We start from the raw sequence: 16,388 nt of genomic DNA on the forward strand, positions 1-16,388 counted from the left end.
CCTGACGGTAACGGATGGGTTGAAATGAATGAGGATCGGGGGACTTGCCTGGAGGCGGACTCTTGACCGGAGGCCCGGCCATTCATATTGTCAATGGAAAAGGTCGGCCTTCGGATGCGGCTCTCCTGCGCTGGGCAGGTTCCCCTTTAATCATCACGTGCGGTTGTTGAATGGCAATGGATTACTACGAAACGCTCGGTGTCTCCAAAACGGCTACGCCCGACGAAATAAAGAAAGTTTATCGGAAACTGGCCCTGAAGTACCATCCTGACCGGAACAACGGCGACAAGGCCGCTGAAGAGCGGTTCAAGCAGATCAGCGAAGCCTATGCCGTCCTCTCCGACGCCGAGAAGAAACGGCAGTACGATACCTTCGGCTCCACCCAGTTCCATCAGCGGTATTCGCAGGAGGATATCTTCCGCAATTTCGACATCAATGAAATCCTGCGGCAGTTCAATTTCGGCGGTGGTTCGCAGAATATCCATTTTCGGTCCGGGGGCGGGGGCGGGGGATTCTCTTTTTTCGGCAACGACATGCGGGGCGGCTGCGGCTCGGGCGGCTGTGGACAGCAGGCCAAGGGCCAGGACCTGACCTATCAGATCACCGTCACCCTGGAGGATGTCATGCACGGGGCCGAGCGCAATATCACCCTGCGGACCAACGGTACCCCCCAGAACGTCAGCGTCAAAATCCCCAAGGGGATCGAGGCCGGCAAAAAACTGCGGCTCAAGGACAAGGGCGGCGCCTCGCCCAACGGGGGGCCGCGGGGCGACCTGTACCTGAAGGTGGAGATCGCCCCGCACGAGCGCTTTGTCCGCGAGGGGGACGATCTGGTGATCGAGAAACTGGTCTCGTTCAGCGAGGCCTGTCTTGGAACCAAGGTCGAGGTCGAAACGATCGAGGGCAAGAATTTCGTCGTGACGATCCCGCCGGGTTCGGTCAATGAATCACGCCTGCGGCTGAAGGGACATGGACTTCCCGTGGGGCCGATCGGTGAGCGCGGCGACCTTTATGTCAAACTGGGCGTGGCAGTGCCGAAAGAATTGAACCAGGAACAGGAAGACCTGATCCGCGATCTGCAGAAACTCGGATTGTAACCGGAAGCGGCAGATTGAAAAAGGCCTTGCACCAACCACGGAAAGTGGATGGTGCGAGGCCTTTTTTGTTGCCGCGGTCAGACCGGTCAATAGCGCTGGTCGGCGAAGTTGAGCCAACCGCCGGCGGCGACGAGGTCGCGATCGAGGCTGTTCAGCTTGAAGGCGCAGGAGACCGGGGACTGGTCGGCGGCGTCGGAGACGGCCGTCATCGTGCTCTGCTCCAGATCGACCTTGACCTCGATATCGCCCTTCATCGCAAAGAGCCGGTCCAGATCGTCCTTGCCCAGCTCGATGGCGAGGATGCCGCAGTTGAACATGTTCTGCCGGAATATCCGGGCAAAGCTGCCGCCGACGATGAGGTTGATGTCGTTGACCTCGAAGGCCCATACCGCGTGTTCCCTCGATGAACCGCAGCCGAAGTTGTCCCGGGTGATCACCACCCTGGCGTTCTGCACCGCCGGCGATTGGTTGTCGAAGGGCCGGCCGTCGAGCAGCAGATCTTCGAGGAGATGGGGCTGGAGTGCCGACTTGGTGATCTCGGTGAGGTATTTCGCCGGGATGATCTCGTCGGTATTGATATCGTTTCTGTCCAGAAAGATTGCTGGACCGCCGAATTCTTTCATTGTTTTCGCCTCTCTTGCAGTATCAAATAAATGTCCGCGGATCGGTGATCGCCCCGGTGATGGCGGCGGCGGCGGCGGAGGAGGGGCTCATCAGGTGGACCATGCCGCCCTTGCCCATCCGCCCGTTGAAGTTGCGGTTGGTGGTCGAGGCACAGACCTCGCCTTCGGCCAGGACCCCTGAACTCATGCCGAGGCAGGCCCCGCAGGTGGGGTTGAGGACGCAGAAACCGGCGTCCATGAAGATCTTGATTATGCCCTCCTGAAGAGCCTGATTGAAGATCTTCGGCGTCGCCGGGGTGACGATGCCCCTGACCCCCACTGCCAGATGACGGTCCTTGAGCAGCGAGGCGGCATCACGCAGGTCTTCGATCCGGCCGTTGGTGCAGGAACCGATATATATCTGGTCGACCGGGGTGCCGGCCATCTCGCCGATATCCTTGACCTGATCGGGCTTGTAGCCGAAGGTGACCTGGGGGGCGAGGCCGGTGACATCGAGTTCGATCGTCCCGGCATAGGCGGCATCGGGATCGGAATGCCATTTGGCGAAATCGACAACCGCGGCGTCGATGTCGGCATACTGGTCCTGGATGAAGGGCCACAGGTACTCGGCCGTCATCCGGTCGGGCAGGCAGATGCCGCAGGTGGCGCCGGCCTCGACGGCCATATTGCAGATCGTCATACGCGCCGCCATGCCCATGCTGTCGACGACCGGACCGACAAACTCGATCACCTTGTCGGTGGCGCCGTTGACGGTCAGTCGCTTGATGATGGCGAGGATGACGTCCTTGGCGGTGACCCCGGGCTGGAGCCTGCCGCTGACGGTGATCTTCAGCGTCTGCGGCAGCCGGAAGGAACAGACCCCCTTGTAGATGCCGACCTCGAGATCGGTGGTGCCGACCCCGGCGGCGAAGGCGCCGAAGGCCCCATGGGTACAGGTGTGGGAGTCGCCCATGATGACGGTGTAGCCGGGACGGACGAAGCCCTTTTCGGGGAAGAGGGCGTGGCAGACGCCGTTGGCGCCGACGTCGAAAAAGTCCTTGATGCCGTGCCGCCTGGCCCAGTCGCGCATGATCTTGCCCTGGGTCGCGGTCTTGGAATCCTTGGCCGGGGTGACGTGATCGATGACCGCCTTGATCTTGTCAGGGTCGAAAACCCGGTCCATGCCCTTGGCCACCAGGTCCATGATGGCGATCGGGGTGGTGATTTCATGGCACATCACGACATCGAGATCGAGCACCATGTTTTCGGCGGAAGGAGTGTCCCGAAGGTGGGCGGCGAAAATCTTTTCAGCAATGGTCTTTCCCATTGATCAACTCCAGAATGAAAATGTTAGAAATGTGTATGGGATGGGTTGGATTTGCTTCTCGTGGCGAACATGGTAAGATAGCCACTGTCCTGGCAGTGCAGCAGCGCTGCTGGCAAATTCAGGAACTGCATATTCTACCCGAAAAACAGCATGGTTGCGAGTTCTTAATTGTTCCGGCAGCCATGGACCTTCTCGCCGCTCCGAATTCTTTTATCGAGGAGATACCACCATGACCGCGTCTTGCCGCTGCCTCCTCCTGTCAGCGCTCTTTCTTCTCCTCCTGCCGCATGCCGGCCGGGCAGCACATGGCATCTCCCTCTCGGAGACACTCAAATACCCGCCGGACTTCACCCATGTCGACTATGCCGATCCGGACGCGCCGAAAGGCGGCAAGCTGATCCTCCACAGCATCGGCAGTTTCGACCAGATGAACCCCTTCATCCTCAAGGGGACGGCGCCGCTCGCCATCGACAGCCTGGTCTTCGAACCGCTCGCCGAGGGCAGCCTCGACGAACCGTTCGCCCAGTACGGCCTGATCGTCAAGGATATCGACAAGGCTGCCGACAATCTCTCGGTGGTCTTCACCCTCAACGACAAGGCGCGATTCTCCGACGGCAGTCCGGTCACCGTCGACGACATCGCCTTCTCGCTCGAAACCCTGAAGAGCGACAAGGTCCACCCCTTTTATTCGTATTATTACAAGGATATCGTCGGCGCCGACATCCTTGACAGGCAGCGGATCAGGTTCCGGTTCGCCCAGAAAAACCGGGAACTGCTGATGATCGCCACCCAGATCCCGGTGCTGTCGAAGACATACTACACCACCTACGGTTTCGGTGAGGAAACCGGAACCAAGGATATGCTCCGTCCACCGGTTGCCAGCGGCCCCTATACCATTGCCGCCGTCAACCCCGGCAAATCCATCACCTACAAACGCAATCCCGGGTACTGGGCCCAGGATCACCCGATGCGTCAAGGGATGTTCAACTTCGACGAGATCACCATCAAGTATTACAAGGACCCGGTCGTGGCGCTCGAGGCCTTCAAGGCCGGGGAATTCGATTTCATGATGGTCAATATCGCCAAGCAGTGGGTGCGCGACATGCAGGGAGAGAAGTTCGGCCCCGGCGGGATCGTCAAAAAGATCTATCCGCACTCGAACAACGCCGGGATGCAGGGTTTTCTGATGAACACCCGCCGACCTCTCTTTGCCGACCGCCGGGTCCGGCAGGCGATGGGGCTGGCCTTCGACTTCGAATGGACCAACGCCTCGCTGTTCTTCGGCCAGTACACCCGCAGCACCTCGTTTTTCAGCAACTCGTACCTCGCCGCTACCGGTCTGCCGTCGAAGGAGGAACTGGCCTTGCTCGACAAATATCGCCGCGAGATACCGCCGGAGGTCTTCACCACTCCGCTGCAGGCGCCGGTGGTGAAGGGCAAGGCCGGATTGCGGGACAACCTGCGTCAAGCCAAAGACCTGCTGACGGAGGCCGGCTGGACCATCCGTGACGGCAAGCTGGTCAATGCCGAGGGGAAGGTGTTCAGTTTCGAGATCCTGCTGTCGTCGGCGACCTTCGAACGGGTCATGGCCCCGTATGTGAAAAATCTCGAAAAACTCGGCATGGAGGTGCGCTATCGGACGATCGACCCAGCCCTCTATGAACAGCGGCTGCAGAAGTTCGATTTCGATATGATCGTCCATGTCTACGGGCAATCGCAATCGCCGGGAAACGAGCAGCGCAATTTCTGGCATTCGGAATCCGCCAATCGCCCCGGATCGAGCAACTACGCCGGCATCTCCTCACCGGTGGTGGATTTCCTGGTGGACAGGATCATCTACGCCGAATCCCAGGAAGAGCTGACCGTCGCCTGCAAGGCCCTCGACCGGGTGCTGTGGTACGGCTACTATCTCGTCCCGAACTGGTACATGGCCGGCCACCGGCTCAGCTACTATCCGAAATTCGTCCAACCGGAGAAATATCCCTTGTATTACAATTACCTCCAACTCCTGATGACCTGGTGGAGCAAGACCGATAAATAACCGATACTGTTTATGATTACAGGAAATTGTATCGGCCGGGGCCTGGCGGGGTCGGTCCATGGGGGCTAAATAACTGTTTCTTGGTGAGAAATTGTTCTTTTCCCTTGACTACAAGAAATTCAATCTGATAAGAATGATACAGGTTCTCCAATGCCGGGAGAGATGTACTGCGGGGAGGTGCACGTTTTTTCATTGACAGGAGCATGTTTCTTGTCGCTACGCTGGAGGTTGGTTGGTATGTCTGAACGTGTTCGAGGTAAGGTCAAATGGTTCAATGCGAGCAAGGGATACGGATTCTTGGAAAGACCTGATGGCGAGGCCGATGTTTTCGTCCACTTCAGCGCCATCCAGGGAGAAGGGTTCAGAAGTCTTGAAGAAGGTCAGGCCGTGGAGTTTTCCGTGACCAAAACGGATAAGGGACTGCAAGCCGAGAATGTGGTCAAGCTGAGCTGACCGTACGAGCGTGAATTGTCGACAACCCGACCGACAGCTGACTGTCGGCCGGGTTTTTTTATGGAATGGACCAGATGATGTCAACTGCACAGGATGGATAAGGGTGATGGTGTGACCGACAAGGCCAAACAGACGAGCATCCATCTGAAGAGTCTGGATGAAACACGATTCTTCGGCCGTACATTGGGCGAGTTGGCACTCCCCGGCGACGTGATCTGTCTCGACGGCGACCTCGGGGCGGGAAAAACCACCTTGACCCAGGCGATCGCCCAGGGCCTGCAGGTGCCGGATTCCGAATATGTGACCAGCCCCTCCTTTGCCGTTTTCCATCAGTATCCCGGTCGCATTCCCCTCTACCATATGGATTTTTACCGTCTGCACGATGTCTCGGAGATCCTCGATCTCGGCCTTGACGAGTATTTTTCCCTTTCCGGGTTGACGGTGATCGAATGGCCGACCCGGGCGTCCGGCATCCTGCCGGATGATCGCCTGGAGCTGACGATTGAAAATCCGGGAGACGACAGCCGGATCATCCGCTGCGCTTGCCTGCCCGGATGGGAAACGCGACTTGCCGATCTGTTCAGGCAATATCCCGGCCTCCTGCTTGAATCAACCATGGGGCACTGACGGCCGGGGCGGCTGTCCGACCGTTGTTTCCCTCCCCGTTTTCGCTTGACGCCTCCAATGAAACTGCTATGCTGCTGGGCTGCGCCCATCACCAACCGGACTACCGGAGCCTTGTTAATAAACATGATAAATCATATAGATAAATGAAAAAATCAAATATAGTTCTCAAAGATTGCCTGAAGACCTTCACCATCGATCAGGACAAGGCCATACGGCCTGAGGATACGCTTGCCAGATTCTATGCCCGGGTCAAGCAACTTGACTGCGTCATTCTCAACGAAGTGAAGCGGATCGACAACGGCCGGCTCGACATTCCCGTCTACTTCAGTATCTGCGGCGAGGCGGCAAGCAAGCTCACCGGGACCAGGAAACAGATGGGCAAGGGGGCGCATCCGGTGCAGGCCGAGGCCTCGGCCTGCATGGAACTGGCGGAGCGGTTTTCCTTCTTCGCGTTCAAAAGCAATGCCGAACATTTCATCACCGGTGATTACCGGACGATGCGGGAGCAGGGCTACCCGCTGATGGAAATCGAACTGCTGCTGCAATCGGTCCATGACGAGAAAACGACCACGGCGCAGCTGGAGTCGCTGCTGCAGGATGTCCCGATGCAATGGACCTGGGCCACCAACATGACCAGGGGAGAGGAGGTGCTGGTCCCGTTTTCCTGGTTTTTCGCGATCAACGAGTTCAACGGGCCATCGGCCGGCAACACCTATGAGGAGGCAGCCCTGCAGGGGGTATGCGAGATTGTCGAGCGTCATGTCTGCTCCCGGATCAATCGTGAAAAATTACCGACGCCGGCCATCGACGGCGCTTCGGTTCAGGATCCGGTCGCCAGGGAGCTGCTGGCAAAATTCGCCCGCAACGGCATCGAACTCTATCTCAACGATTTTTCCCTCGATACCGGTATCTGTACGGTCGGGGCGCTGGCCATCGACCGCTCGACCTTCCCGGAAACAAGCGAGATCGTCTATACCGCCGGGACCACCCCGAATCCGGAAAAATCGCTTATCCGGGCGGTAACCGAGATCGCCCAGCTGGCCGGCGATTTCAACAGCGGCTCCAACTACGTCGCCTCCGGCCTGCCGAAGCCGCTCGACATGGCGGAGGTGGCCTACCTGACGGCATCGACCGAAAAGATCGCGATCGAAGAAATGGTCGACCTGTCCGACGACAATATCCGGGTCGAGGTGGAGCGTTGCGTTGCCGCTCTCAAAAATATCGGCATGGAAGTCTTCATGATCGATGTCCGGCACGAACAGCTGGACATCCCGGCACTGTATACCATCGTTCCCGGAACCCACTTCCGCGAACGGTCGATGATCCAGGATGCCGGGCTGTTCTCGGCCAAACTGGTTGAAGAGCTGATCAGCGATCCGCACCGCAAGGAAATGAAGTTCCAGCAGATGGAGGAACTGCTGCCCGGAGCCTATTATCTCTCGTTCTACCGGGGAAAAAACGCCGTTGATGCAGGGGAATGCGAGGCGGCCATCGGCTATTTCGATCGCGCCCTGGCCCTCGAACCGGAGGCGGAAGACCTGCCGTATATCTTTTCCTACAAGGGCAGCTGCCTGAAGGACCTGGGCAAATACGAAGAGGCGATCGGGGTCCTGCGCCAGGGCCTGGCCGAGGATGAGGAACGGCCGGATATCCACAACCTGATCGGCGTCTGCATGTTCAAGCAGGGGCGTTATGCCGAGGCCATCGATCATTTCCAGCGCGCTGTTGCCCTCAACCCCGCCTCCGGCATCGATTATGCCAATATCGGGGTCAATTACAATCGGCTGGGAGAACGGGAGAAGGCGATTCATTTCTTCACCATCGCCCTGACCATCGATCCTTCGCTCGATTTCGCCCGGGAGCAGCTGGCCGGGTTGCTGGCAGGTGAGTCGAAAGAATAAACAGGTGCGCCTGGAACGTCCGGGTGGCCGGCGCCACCGGCGTGTTGTTACGGTGTTGCGGCGTCGAGAGCAGTCGTCATGCCGGGATCAAACAGGCCAGTCCTTCTTCGATGCTGTCGAAGACGAGGACCTTGTTGGGTTTTTCCCGCCGGGGATCTCCCCTGAACTCCTTGACGCCGCCCGTCTCGCCGATCACCCCGAAGCGCTTGAGGATGTCTTCGACGGCCGGCTGCAGGTTGCAAAGGCCGAGAAGCTGGATGTTCCGGTCCAATATGCCACCACCTTGTGCCTCAAACCGTGGGCGATGCTGAATCTTCGTCTCGACAGGCGGAGACCCGCTTTTGCCGGTACGGGTATGGATGATTTCGATCAAGTTCCCGCCCATATGCGATCCGTAACAGAGATCGCATATGAATCCTTCCACCCTCCATTGTGCATGGATTATTGAAAATGGCAAGGCCTGAAATCATGCCGGAGGTCCCGGTTGGGAATGACCGCCGATTTCATCGGTGCAAGGGGTCACTGTATTGCCGAAGAACAGGCAAGGGCCGCTGTCACCCGACAACATTCCGTAACCGGCGACGGGTGGCGGATCGTTGTCTGGAAAATCGACAGAGTTCCGGGCCAGGGGTGTGGTCGTTACAGAGTCGGCATTCTCTGCAGCTGCCTTGAGGTATCTCCCTTCGACCCGATCGCGACAGCATCTGGTGAGTCGGGCCCGGTTATGACCGGTATCGATCCGTGGCGGCGGGTAAAGGGCGACAATCGGTCAGGCCGTGAAATGCCGTTTGCCTTCAAATCAGCTCTGTGCTATCCTCGTCGTTCTGGCGTGGTTGTCAACCGCTTCGCAGTCGTACCTCTACTGTGGCAGAATGAAAATTTCCATTTTATCGGTATCTTCCGGTGGCAGGATGCTGGCGGCGCATATTGCCGCCGCCCTTGGTGACGAGGCCTGCCGCCATCCCGAAAAGGCGACCCTGGAGATCCTGCGCCAGGCCTTTGTCTCTTCCGACGCCCTGGTCTGCATCATGGCCGCCGGCATCGTGGTGCGGGCCCTCGGCCCGATCTGCCGGGATAAATGGACCGATCCCTGTGTCATCGTCATCGATGAGCGCGGGGAGTATGTCGTCAGCCTGCTCTCGGGCCATCATGGCGGCGGCAACGAGTTGGCCAGACGGATCGCCGCGATCACCGGCGGCAAGGCGGTGATCACCACCGCCTCCGATGTCCTCGGCCGGACGGCGGTCGATCTGTGGGCGGAACGCAACGGCTTCCAGATCCGTTCGGAACGGAAACTGTTGACGACCATTGCGGCCCGGCTGGTCAACCATGGCGTGATCAATTTTTTCTCCAACTGCCGGTGCACGGGGGTGCCGAAAGACTTCCATATCGTCGACAGTCCGGCCAAGGCCGATATCGTGCTGACCTGCAACGAGAAACTCCCCGACGGCGCGCTCTGTTTCTCCCCTCGCAACCTCGTTGTCGGCATCGGCTGCAACCGGGGCACGTCGGTGGAGGAGATCGGCGCGGCGGTGGCTCAGACCTGCCGGCAGCACGACCTGCACGAGGGATCGATCGGCGGTATCGCGACCATCGACGCCAAGATCGGGGAAGAGGGGCTGGTACGCTATGCGGCGACGAACGGGCTGCCGCTGCGCTGTTTCACCAAGGAGCGGCTCAACCGGATTCCGGGAATCACCGAATCCGTCCACGCCCTGGCGGCAGTGGGGGCCAAAGGAGTGGCCGAACCGGCGGCGATGCTCGCCGCGGCCAGCGGGGATGACCCGGGACAATTGATCGTGGGAAAGATGAAATGGAACAACGTCACGACGGCCGTAGCGGCAAGGAACATCGTATGCGTGGAATGATAACTGTCGTCGGCACCGGCCCCGGCAGTACCGATCATATTACCCCGGCGGCGCTCAGGAGCATCTGTGAGGCCGATGTCGTCATCGGCTACAGCACCTACCTCGATCTGCTTCCCGATCTGCTCGTCGGCAAAGAGGTCATCTCCTCGTCGATGATGCAGGAGGTCAACCGCTGCAAGGCGGCCTTCGATGAGGCCGAGAAGGGCCGCCGGGTAGTGATGGTCTCCGGTGGTGATCCGGGGATCTATGCCATGGCCGGGCTGATTTTCGAGATTGCCGCCGAAAGGGATTCCGCGGTCGCGATCGAGGTCGTTCCCGGCATCGCCGCCGTCAACAGCTGCGCCGCCCGGCTCGGGGCGCCGCTGATGCATGATTTCGCCACCGTCAGCCTCTCCGATCTGCTCACCCCCTGGGAGACCATCGAACGACGGCTGCAGGCGGTGGCCAGTGCCGATTTCGTCATCGCCATCTACAATCCGAAATCGAAGAAACGGGCCGAACATGTCGCCCGGGCGCGGGAGATCCTGCTCCAATACCGGAACCCCGAAACTCCGGTAGGCATCGTCAAGGCCGCCACCCGGGCCGATGAACGCATCCTCCTGACCGATCTCGCCCATATGCTCGACGCCGAAATCACGATGCAGACGACGATCATCGTCGGCAACAGCCTGACCTTTGCCTGGCATGGCAAAATGATCACCCCGCGGGGCTACCGGGGAAAGTACAGGTTGGATGAAGAACAGGCGAAAGCAGAGTGACGATGACGCAACGGCTCCATCTGCTGCGCCATGGCAGCACCGGCGCCGGCAACCGGTATATCGGCTCGACCGACCTGCCGCTCAGCCCGGACGGGGCGGCCGACCTGGAAGGCGCCGCCGACCTGCTGCAACGGCAGGAGATCGATGCCGTCTTCTGCAGCCCGATGCGGCGGTGCCGGCAGACCGTCGACCGCCTTGGTCTCGCCCCCGGGACCGAGATCGTCGATGACCTGCGCGAGATCGATTTCGGCCGCTGGGAGGGCCTGAGTTTTGCCGAGATCTGCGCCACGGACGGTGAGCTGGTCGATCGATGGGCGCAAGGGGCCACGGATTTCGCCTTCCCGGAGGGGGAGTCACTCCGCGATTTTCTCGGCCGGATCGACAGAATCCGCATGATGCTGACGGCAACGCCGGCCCGGCGGCCGCTGCTGGTGACCCACGGCGGCGTCATCCGCCATCTGGTCTGCGCCTGTCTCGGCATCGGGCCGGAAAAATCGCTGCTGTTCGAGATCAAGCCAGGCCGCTGCACCGTCATCGACATTCATTCGGCCGGCGGGGTGCTGGCCGGGCTGAACCTGGGCGGCAGCTGATGGGGACCCTGATCCTGGTCACCGGCGGGGCGCGGAGCGGCAAGAGCGCCTATGCCCTGGCGCGGGCCGAGGCGGTGTCGACAGATCGGTATTTTCTGGCCACCTGTCCGGTGACCGACGCCGAGATGGGGCAACGGATCGACCGCCACCGCCGGGAGAGGGAAGGGCGCGGCTGGGTCAGCTGCGAGGAGGAAACGGCCCTGGCCGCCCGGATCGCCGCCCTTGCCGGCCCCGGGGTCGTCCTCGTCGACTGCCTCACCCTGTGGGTCAACAATCTGCTGTTCCAGGCCGAGCGGCACGGGGAGGTTTTCGATGAACCGGCGATGCGGCAGGAGATCGGCCGGTTGCTGGCGGCGGCGTCCAGCTATCCGGGAACGGTGGTCCTGGTCAGCAATGAGGTCGGCATGGGGATCGTCCCCGACAATCAACTCGCCCGGCACTACCGGGATCTGGTCGGCACCGGCAACAGGCTGATCGCCGCTGCCGCCGACGAGGTCGTGCTGGTCAGCTGCGGTCTGCCGCTGTTTCTGAAGCAGGCGCGACCGGGCGGGATGTAATCATATCGAACACAACAGGAACGAACGATGGGTGCACTGGAGAATACACTGAAACAGGTTTTTCCGCAGGATGCCGAATACCGGGCAAAGGCCAAGGCCCGGCTCGACCAGCTGGCCGTGCCGCACTGGGCCCTGGGCGATCTGATGGACCTGGCGATCGACCTCGCCGGCATGACCCGCTCGATGACGCCGCCGGTCGGCCGCAAGGCGATCGTGACGATGGCCGGCGATCACGGGGTAACGGTCGAGGGGGTGAGCAAGTTCCCCAAGGAGGTGACGCCGCAGATGGTCGTCAACTTCGTCAACGGCGGGGCCGGCATCAACGCCCTGGCCCGTCAGGCCGGGGCCAGGGTCTTCGTCGTCGACATGGGGGTCGACGCCGACCTGCGCGGTCTGGCCGATGCCGGCAAGATCATCAACAAGAAGGTCGGCATGGGCACCGCCAACATCGCCGCCGGTCCGGCAATGAGCCCGGCGATGGCCCGACGGGCGGTCGAATCGGGAATCGACGTGGCCGAGATGCTGGCCGACGATTTCGATATCTTCGGCACCGGCGACATGGGGATCGGCAACACGACGCCGTCCACCGCGATCGCCGCCGTCTGCACCGGCCGCTCGGCCGGGGAGCTGACCGGCCGGGGAACCGGGCTCGACGATGCCCAGCTGCAGAACAAGGTCAGGATCATCGAGCGGATCATCGCGGTCAACCAGCCTGACCCCAAGGACGGCCTCGATATCCTCGCCAAGGTCGGCGGCTTCGAGATCGGCGGCATCGCCGGCCTGATCATCGGCGCCGCCGCCCGCCGCAAGCCGGTCCTGGTCGACGGCTTCATCTCCACCGCCGGGGCCCTGATCGCCTACACGATCGAGCCGTTTGTCCGCGACTACCTGATTTTCGCCCATCGTTCGGTCGAACCCGGCCATCGCTACATGCAGGAAATGCTCGGCTGCCGTCAACCGCTGCTCGACCTCAACTTCCGTCTCGGCGAGGGGACCGGGGCGGCGGTGGCGATGAATCTGGTCGAGGGCGCCGTCGCCATCCTGACCGAGGTGGCGACCTTCGCCGAAGCGGCCGTCGCCGCGGCCGACAAGTAGGCCGCGGCCGAGATACCCGCCGATGATGCCATTCCCTCCCATGCTGGCCCCGCTGCTGACGGCGCTGCGGTTCCTGACCGTACTGCCGCTCCGCCGGGGCGCCGAATTCGACGGCATGCATTTCCAGGCCGGGTTGTTCTTTTTTCCGGTCATCGGCCTGGGCATCGGTGTTGTCGCGCTGCTGACGGCGGCGCTGGTGGGCCCGATCCTGCCGCCGGCGCTGACCGCCCTGGTCGGGATCGTCGTGCTGGCGGCGATCTCCGGCTGCCTCCATCTCGACGGCCTGGCCGACAGCGCCGACGGCATGCTCAGCAGCCGGCCGCGAGCGGAAAAACTGGTGATCATGCACGACAGCCGCATCGGGGCGATGGGGGTGATCGCCATCGTCATCGTCCTGCTCGGCAAGTATGCCGCCCTCGGCACGGCCCTCCCGGCGCGGCTGGCCGTGGTGCTGCTGCTGATGCCGCTGGGCGGCCGCTGCGCCATTGTCGTGACGATGGCGCTGCTGCCCTATGCCCGGCCGGAGGGGGGGCTGGGCCTCCTGTTCTATTCGAACAATACCCGGCGGGCGGCGGTGCTGGCGGCGGGGCTGTGGCTGGTGGTGGTGGTCGTCGTGGTTCCGCTGGCGGGCTTGGGTCCGCCGGCGCTGCTGGCGGCGCTCGTCATCCCGGCCGCCGCCGTGCTGCTGTTTGCGGCCTGGTGCCGCCGCAGTCTGGGCGGCGCCACCGGCGATACGCTGGGGGCGGTGTGTGAATTGAGCGAACTGATGGTTGCCGTGGGGCTGACAGTCGGCGGTTGACCGATCCAGGATCTCGCCCGAAGTGCTTGATACAACCGCTGAAATATGCTGGAGAGGAGAGTGAGGATGAACAACGGCGCCGCCGATAGCTGCCTTTTGACCGGATCAGGACACGGCGGCAACGTCCACGCCTTCCGCCGCCGGATGCAGGCCTCCGGGATCATCGACTTCAGTGCCAACATCAACCCGCTGGGACCGCCGGAATGGCTGCGCGGGGTGATCAGCCGCAGCGTCGAGGACCTGGGCCACTACCCCGACCCCGAGTGCCACGATCTCGTCGCCGCCATCGCCGCACATGGCGGCTACCGGCCATCGGCCATCGTTGCCGCCAACGGCTCCACCGAGCTGCTCTACCTGCTGACCCGCCTCCTGCCCAACCGGCGGGTGGTGATCCCGGTCCCGGCCTACATCGATTATGCCCGGGCGGCCCGGCTGGCCGGCAAACCGGTCGAGACCGTGCCGATGCGCGAGGACGACGGCTTCCGCCTCGACCCGGGCCTGATCGCCGCGCGGCTCCGGCCGGGCGACCTGGTGATCATCGGCAGTCCCAACAATCCGACCGGGGCGCTGCTGGCGGCGCCGGCCATCCTCGCCCTGGCCGGCGATTTCCCCGAGGTCGACTTTCTCATCGACGAGGCCTTTCTCGACTTCGTGCCGGCCGGCGAAGCGGTGGGCGGCCGGCGGGACAACGTCTCCACCCTCAACTCGTTGACCAAGTTCTACGCCATCCCCGGTCTCCGTCTCGGGTTCGGCGTGTTCCCGGAGGCGATGGCCCAGACGCTGCGCGAGCACCTGCCGCCCTGGACGGTCAACACCCTGGCCCAGGTCATCGGCGCCCGGGCGCTGCGGGACCGGGAGTACCAGGAACAATCGCGGCAGGCCTGCCTCACCCTGCGCGATGGCCTGGCCCGGGGACTGGCCGGCTTCGACCAGATCCAGGTCTTTGCCGGTGCCGCCAACTACCTCTTCCTCCGCCTGACCGGCGGCACCGACGCGGTGCGGTTGGCCGGGGCGTTGGCGGCCAAGGGCATCCTGATCCGTCGCTGCGACAACTACACCGGCCTCGATTCCAGCTACGCCCGGGTGGCGGTGCGGACCGCGGCGGAAAATGCCCGGCTGATCGCCACCCTCGGCGAGATCCTGGGAAACAGGACTGCCACCTTGCCGGCCAGGAAGACCGCCTCCCTGATGTTCCAGGGCACCTCGTCGAACGCCGGCAAATCGGTGCTGACCGCCGCCCTGTGCCGGATCCTGCTGCAGGACGGGGTGCGGGTGGCGCCGTTCAAGGCCCAGAACATGTCGCTCAACTCCTTCGTCACCCTGCAGGGCGAGGAGATGGGCCGGGCCCAGGTGGTCCAGGCCCAGGCCGCCCGCCTCGACCCCGACGTGCGGATGAACCCGATTCTGCTCAAGCCCAGTTCCGACACCGGCAGCCAGGTCATCGTCCGCGGCCGGCCGGTGCGCAACATGTCGGTCGGGCAGTACCACGCCTACAAAGACGAGGCCTGGGCCGCCGCCACCGCCTGCTACGACAGCCTGGCCAGCGAGTACCAGGCGATCGTCCTCGAGGGCGCCGGCTCGCCGGGCGAGGTCAACCTCAAGCGCCACGACATCGTCAACATGCGGATGGCCGCCTATGCCGGCAGCCCGGTCCTGCTGGTCGGCGACATCGACCGCGGCGGCATCTACGCCTCCTTCGTCGGCACCATGGAGGTGCTGGCCGAGTGGGAGCGGCGCCTGATCGCCGGCTTCGTCGTTAACCGCTTCCGCGGCCAGGCCTCGCTGCTGGCCGCAGCCCATGACTATGTCCGCGACTACACCGGTCGCGAGGTCTTCGGGGTCGTGCCCTATTTTCACGATCTCGATCTGCCCGAGGAGGACTCGGTGTCGTTCAAGGCAGGGATCTACCGGCGGCCGCAACCGGGGCAACCGCATGTCGACATCGCCGTCATCAGTCTGCCGCATATCTCCAACTTCACCGATGTCGAACCGTTCCTGGCCGAGCCCGATGTCCACCTGCGGGTCGTGTCCCGGGTCGACGACCTCGGTACCCCCGACGCCCTGATCCTGCCGGGATCGAAAAACGTCATCGGCGATCTCCGCTTCCTCCGCGATTCCGGCTTCGCCGCCAGGATCGCCGCGTTGGCCGGCAAGGGCTGCGCCATTGTCGGCATCTGCGGCGGCTACCAGCTCCTCGGCCGGGAGATCGCCGATCCGCTGGGGCTGGAATCGCCGGCCGGGGAGACGGTGGCCGGCCTCGGCCTGCTCGATACCGTCACCGAGCTGAAGGGGGACAAGACCCTGCTGCGGCGGACCGGGACCCATATCGCCTCGGCGCTGCCGGTTGCCGGCTACGAGATCCATCACGGTATCTCCACCGGGCCGCTGCCGCCGGCGCTGAGGTTCGACGACGGCAGCGGCTGCGGGGCGACGGGCAACGACGGCCGGATCTGGGGCTGCTATCTGCACGGCATCTTCGACGAGGACCGGTTCCGCCGCCATTTCATCGATCGCCTGCTGGAGCGCAAGGGACTGCCGGCCAAGCAGACCATCCTCGCCCCCTACAATCTCGAGGCGGCGTTCGACCGGCTGGCGGCGCGGGTCCGCGCCAGTCTCGACATGGACCGGATCTACGCCCTGCTGCGATTGTAGCGCCTCAACCAATGCGATTTC

17 protein-coding genes are annotated in these 16,388 nt (G+C 62.5%); 14 read left to right on the plus strand and 3 right to left on the minus strand.

What is annotated here, in order from left to right:
• The first annotated feature begins 176 nt into the window (after positions 1-176).
• On the plus strand, positions 177-1,097 hold the full coding sequence (locus ACWGKN_RS06195) for a DnaJ C-terminal domain-containing protein (protein WP_052159907.1): 921 nt from the start codon (positions 177-179) through the stop codon (positions 1,095-1,097).
• A gap of 86 nt (positions 1,098-1,183) precedes the next feature.
• Here the strand turns inward: ACWGKN_RS06195 and ACWGKN_RS06200 are convergent, their stop codons facing one another.
• Together ACWGKN_RS06200 and ACWGKN_RS06205 are read right to left on the minus strand one after the other, a co-directional pair.
• Positions 1,184-1,720, minus strand: coding sequence for a 3-isopropylmalate dehydratase small subunit (locus ACWGKN_RS06200; protein ID WP_452094878.1), 537 nt, complete (start codon positions 1,718-1,720; stop codon positions 1,184-1,186).
• Positions 1,721-1,742: 22 nt separating this feature from the next.
• Entirely contained in the window at positions 1,743-3,026 is a 1,284-nt protein-coding gene (locus tag ACWGKN_RS06205; RefSeq protein ID WP_424256299.1) for a 3-isopropylmalate dehydratase large subunit, read from the minus strand.
• Between the two features lie 14 nt (positions 3,027-3,040).
• Between ACWGKN_RS06205 and ACWGKN_RS06210 the strand changes: the two genes are divergently transcribed.
• The 5 genes from ACWGKN_RS06210 (at position 3,041) to ACWGKN_RS06230 (ending at position 8,048) form a co-directional block, all read left to right on the plus strand.
• Positions 3,041-3,259 (plus strand): hypothetical protein, encoded by a 219-nt coding sequence (locus ACWGKN_RS06210; RefSeq protein WP_035229079.1) that lies wholly within the window; start codon positions 3,041-3,043, stop codon positions 3,257-3,259.
• The gene (locus ACWGKN_RS06215; RefSeq protein WP_035229077.1) at positions 3,256-5,067 is read left to right on the plus strand and encodes an extracellular solute-binding protein; all 1,812 of its coding nucleotides are present in this window, start codon (positions 3,256-3,258) and stop codon (positions 5,065-5,067) included. Before ACWGKN_RS06210 ends, ACWGKN_RS06215 begins: the two co-directional genes overlap by 4 nt.
• 237 nt (positions 5,068-5,304) lie before the next feature.
• Positions 5,305-5,520, plus strand: a complete 216-nt coding sequence (locus ACWGKN_RS06220; protein ID WP_035229076.1) for a cold-shock protein — start codon at positions 5,305-5,307, stop codon at positions 5,518-5,520.
• 93 nt (positions 5,521-5,613) lie between these two features.
• Positions 5,614-6,147, plus strand: coding sequence for a tRNA (adenosine(37)-N6)-threonylcarbamoyltransferase complex ATPase subunit type 1 TsaE (gene tsaE, locus ACWGKN_RS06225; protein WP_052159906.1), 534 nt, complete (start codon positions 5,614-5,616; stop codon positions 6,145-6,147).
• A gap of 143 nt (positions 6,148-6,290) precedes the next feature.
• Entirely contained in the window at positions 6,291-8,048 is a 1,758-nt protein-coding gene (locus ACWGKN_RS06230) for a YcaO-like family protein (RefSeq protein WP_452094879.1), read from the plus strand.
• A 76-nt stretch (positions 8,049-8,124) separates the two neighbouring features.
• On the opposite strand, the gene ACWGKN_RS06235 is transcribed toward ACWGKN_RS06230, so the two are convergent.
• Positions 8,125-8,319: a hypothetical protein gene (locus ACWGKN_RS06235; protein ID WP_452094880.1), complete on the minus strand. Its 195-nt coding sequence runs from the start codon at positions 8,317-8,319 to the stop codon at positions 8,125-8,127.
• Positions 8,320-8,538: 219 nt separating this feature from the next.
• On the opposite strand from ACWGKN_RS06235, the gene ACWGKN_RS06240 reads away from it, so the two are divergent.
• The 8 genes from ACWGKN_RS06240 (at position 8,539) to ACWGKN_RS06275 (ending at position 16,367) form a co-directional block, all read left to right on the plus strand.
• A complete protein-coding gene (locus tag ACWGKN_RS06240; RefSeq protein ID WP_452094881.1) occupies positions 8,539-8,994 on the plus strand; it encodes a hypothetical protein in 456 nt (151 codons plus the stop codon).
• Complete coding sequence (locus ACWGKN_RS06245; protein ID WP_052159905.1) at positions 8,960-9,916, plus strand: cobalamin biosynthesis protein; 957 nt, start codon at positions 8,960-8,962, stop codon at positions 9,914-9,916. The genes ACWGKN_RS06240 and ACWGKN_RS06245 overlap by 35 nt, the downstream gene beginning before the upstream one ends.
• Positions 9,904-10,674 (plus strand): precorrin-3B C(17)-methyltransferase, encoded by a 771-nt coding sequence (cobJ, locus tag ACWGKN_RS06250; protein ID WP_035229070.1) that lies wholly within the window; start codon positions 9,904-9,906, stop codon positions 10,672-10,674. Before ACWGKN_RS06245 ends, cobJ begins: the two co-directional genes overlap by 13 nt.
• A 2-nt stretch (positions 10,675-10,676) precedes the next feature.
• Complete coding sequence (locus ACWGKN_RS06255; protein ID WP_052159903.1) at positions 10,677-11,264, plus strand: histidine phosphatase family protein; 588 nt, start codon at positions 10,677-10,679, stop codon at positions 11,262-11,264.
• Positions 11,264-11,821, plus strand: coding sequence for a bifunctional adenosylcobinamide kinase/adenosylcobinamide-phosphate guanylyltransferase (gene cobU / locus ACWGKN_RS06260; RefSeq protein WP_035229068.1), 558 nt, complete (start codon positions 11,264-11,266; stop codon positions 11,819-11,821). Before ACWGKN_RS06255 ends, cobU begins: the two co-directional genes overlap by 1 nt.
• 27 nt (positions 11,822-11,848) lie before the next feature.
• The gene (cobT, locus tag ACWGKN_RS06265; protein ID WP_035229067.1) at positions 11,849-12,916 is read left to right on the plus strand and encodes a nicotinate-nucleotide--dimethylbenzimidazole phosphoribosyltransferase; all 1,068 of its coding nucleotides are present in this window, start codon (positions 11,849-11,851) and stop codon (positions 12,914-12,916) included.
• Positions 12,917-12,938: 22 nt separating this feature from the next.
• A complete protein-coding gene (cobS, locus tag ACWGKN_RS06270; protein WP_452094882.1) occupies positions 12,939-13,715 on the plus strand; it encodes an adenosylcobinamide-GDP ribazoletransferase in 777 nt (258 codons plus the stop codon).
• A gap of 66 nt (positions 13,716-13,781) precedes the next feature.
• Entirely contained in the window at positions 13,782-16,367 is a 2,586-nt protein-coding gene (locus tag ACWGKN_RS06275) for a cobyric acid synthase (RefSeq protein ID WP_452094883.1), read from the plus strand.
• Positions 16,368-16,388: the final 21 nt, after the last annotated feature.

The sequence above is a fragment of the Desulfoprunum sp. genome, from assembly GCF_053613775.1.

Coding starts and splice junctions, on each gene's coding strand:
- ACWGKN_RS06195 (WP_052159907.1), top strand. CDS start 177: ATGGATTACTACGAAACGCTCGGTGTCTCCAAAACGGCTACGCCCGAC.
- ACWGKN_RS06200 (WP_452094878.1), bottom strand. CDS start 1,720: ATGAAAGAATTCGGCGGTCCAGCAATCTTTCTGGACAGAAACGATATC.
- ACWGKN_RS06205 (WP_424256299.1), bottom strand. CDS start 3,026: ATGGGAAAGACCATTGCTGAAAAGATTTTCGCCGCCCACCTTCGGGAC.
- ACWGKN_RS06210 (WP_035229079.1), top strand. CDS start 3,041: ATGAAAATGTTAGAAATGTGTATGGGATGGGTTGGATTTGCTTCTCGT.
- ACWGKN_RS06215 (WP_035229077.1), top strand. CDS start 3,256: ATGACCGCGTCTTGCCGCTGCCTCCTCCTGTCAGCGCTCTTTCTTCTC.
- ACWGKN_RS06220 (WP_035229076.1), top strand. CDS start 5,305: ATGTCTGAACGTGTTCGAGGTAAGGTCAAATGGTTCAATGCGAGCAAG.
- tsaE (WP_052159906.1), top strand. CDS start 5,614: ATGGATAAGGGTGATGGTGTGACCGACAAGGCCAAACAGACGAGCATC.
- ACWGKN_RS06230 (WP_452094879.1), top strand. CDS start 6,291: ATGAAAAAATCAAATATAGTTCTCAAAGATTGCCTGAAGACCTTCACC.
- ACWGKN_RS06240 (WP_452094881.1), top strand. CDS start 8,539: ATGACCGCCGATTTCATCGGTGCAAGGGGTCACTGTATTGCCGAAGAA.
- ACWGKN_RS06245 (WP_052159905.1), top strand. CDS start 8,960: ATGCTGGCGGCGCATATTGCCGCCGCCCTTGGTGACGAGGCCTGCCGC.
- cobJ (WP_035229070.1), top strand. CDS start 9,904: ATGCGTGGAATGATAACTGTCGTCGGCACCGGCCCCGGCAGTACCGAT.
- ACWGKN_RS06255 (WP_052159903.1), top strand. CDS start 10,677: ATGACGCAACGGCTCCATCTGCTGCGCCATGGCAGCACCGGCGCCGGC.
- cobU (WP_035229068.1), top strand. CDS start 11,264: ATGGGGACCCTGATCCTGGTCACCGGCGGGGCGCGGAGCGGCAAGAGC.
- cobT (WP_035229067.1), top strand. CDS start 11,849: ATGGGTGCACTGGAGAATACACTGAAACAGGTTTTTCCGCAGGATGCC.
- cobS (WP_452094882.1), top strand. CDS start 12,939: ATGATGCCATTCCCTCCCATGCTGGCCCCGCTGCTGACGGCGCTGCGG.
- ACWGKN_RS06275 (WP_452094883.1), top strand. CDS start 13,782: ATGAACAACGGCGCCGCCGATAGCTGCCTTTTGACCGGATCAGGACAC.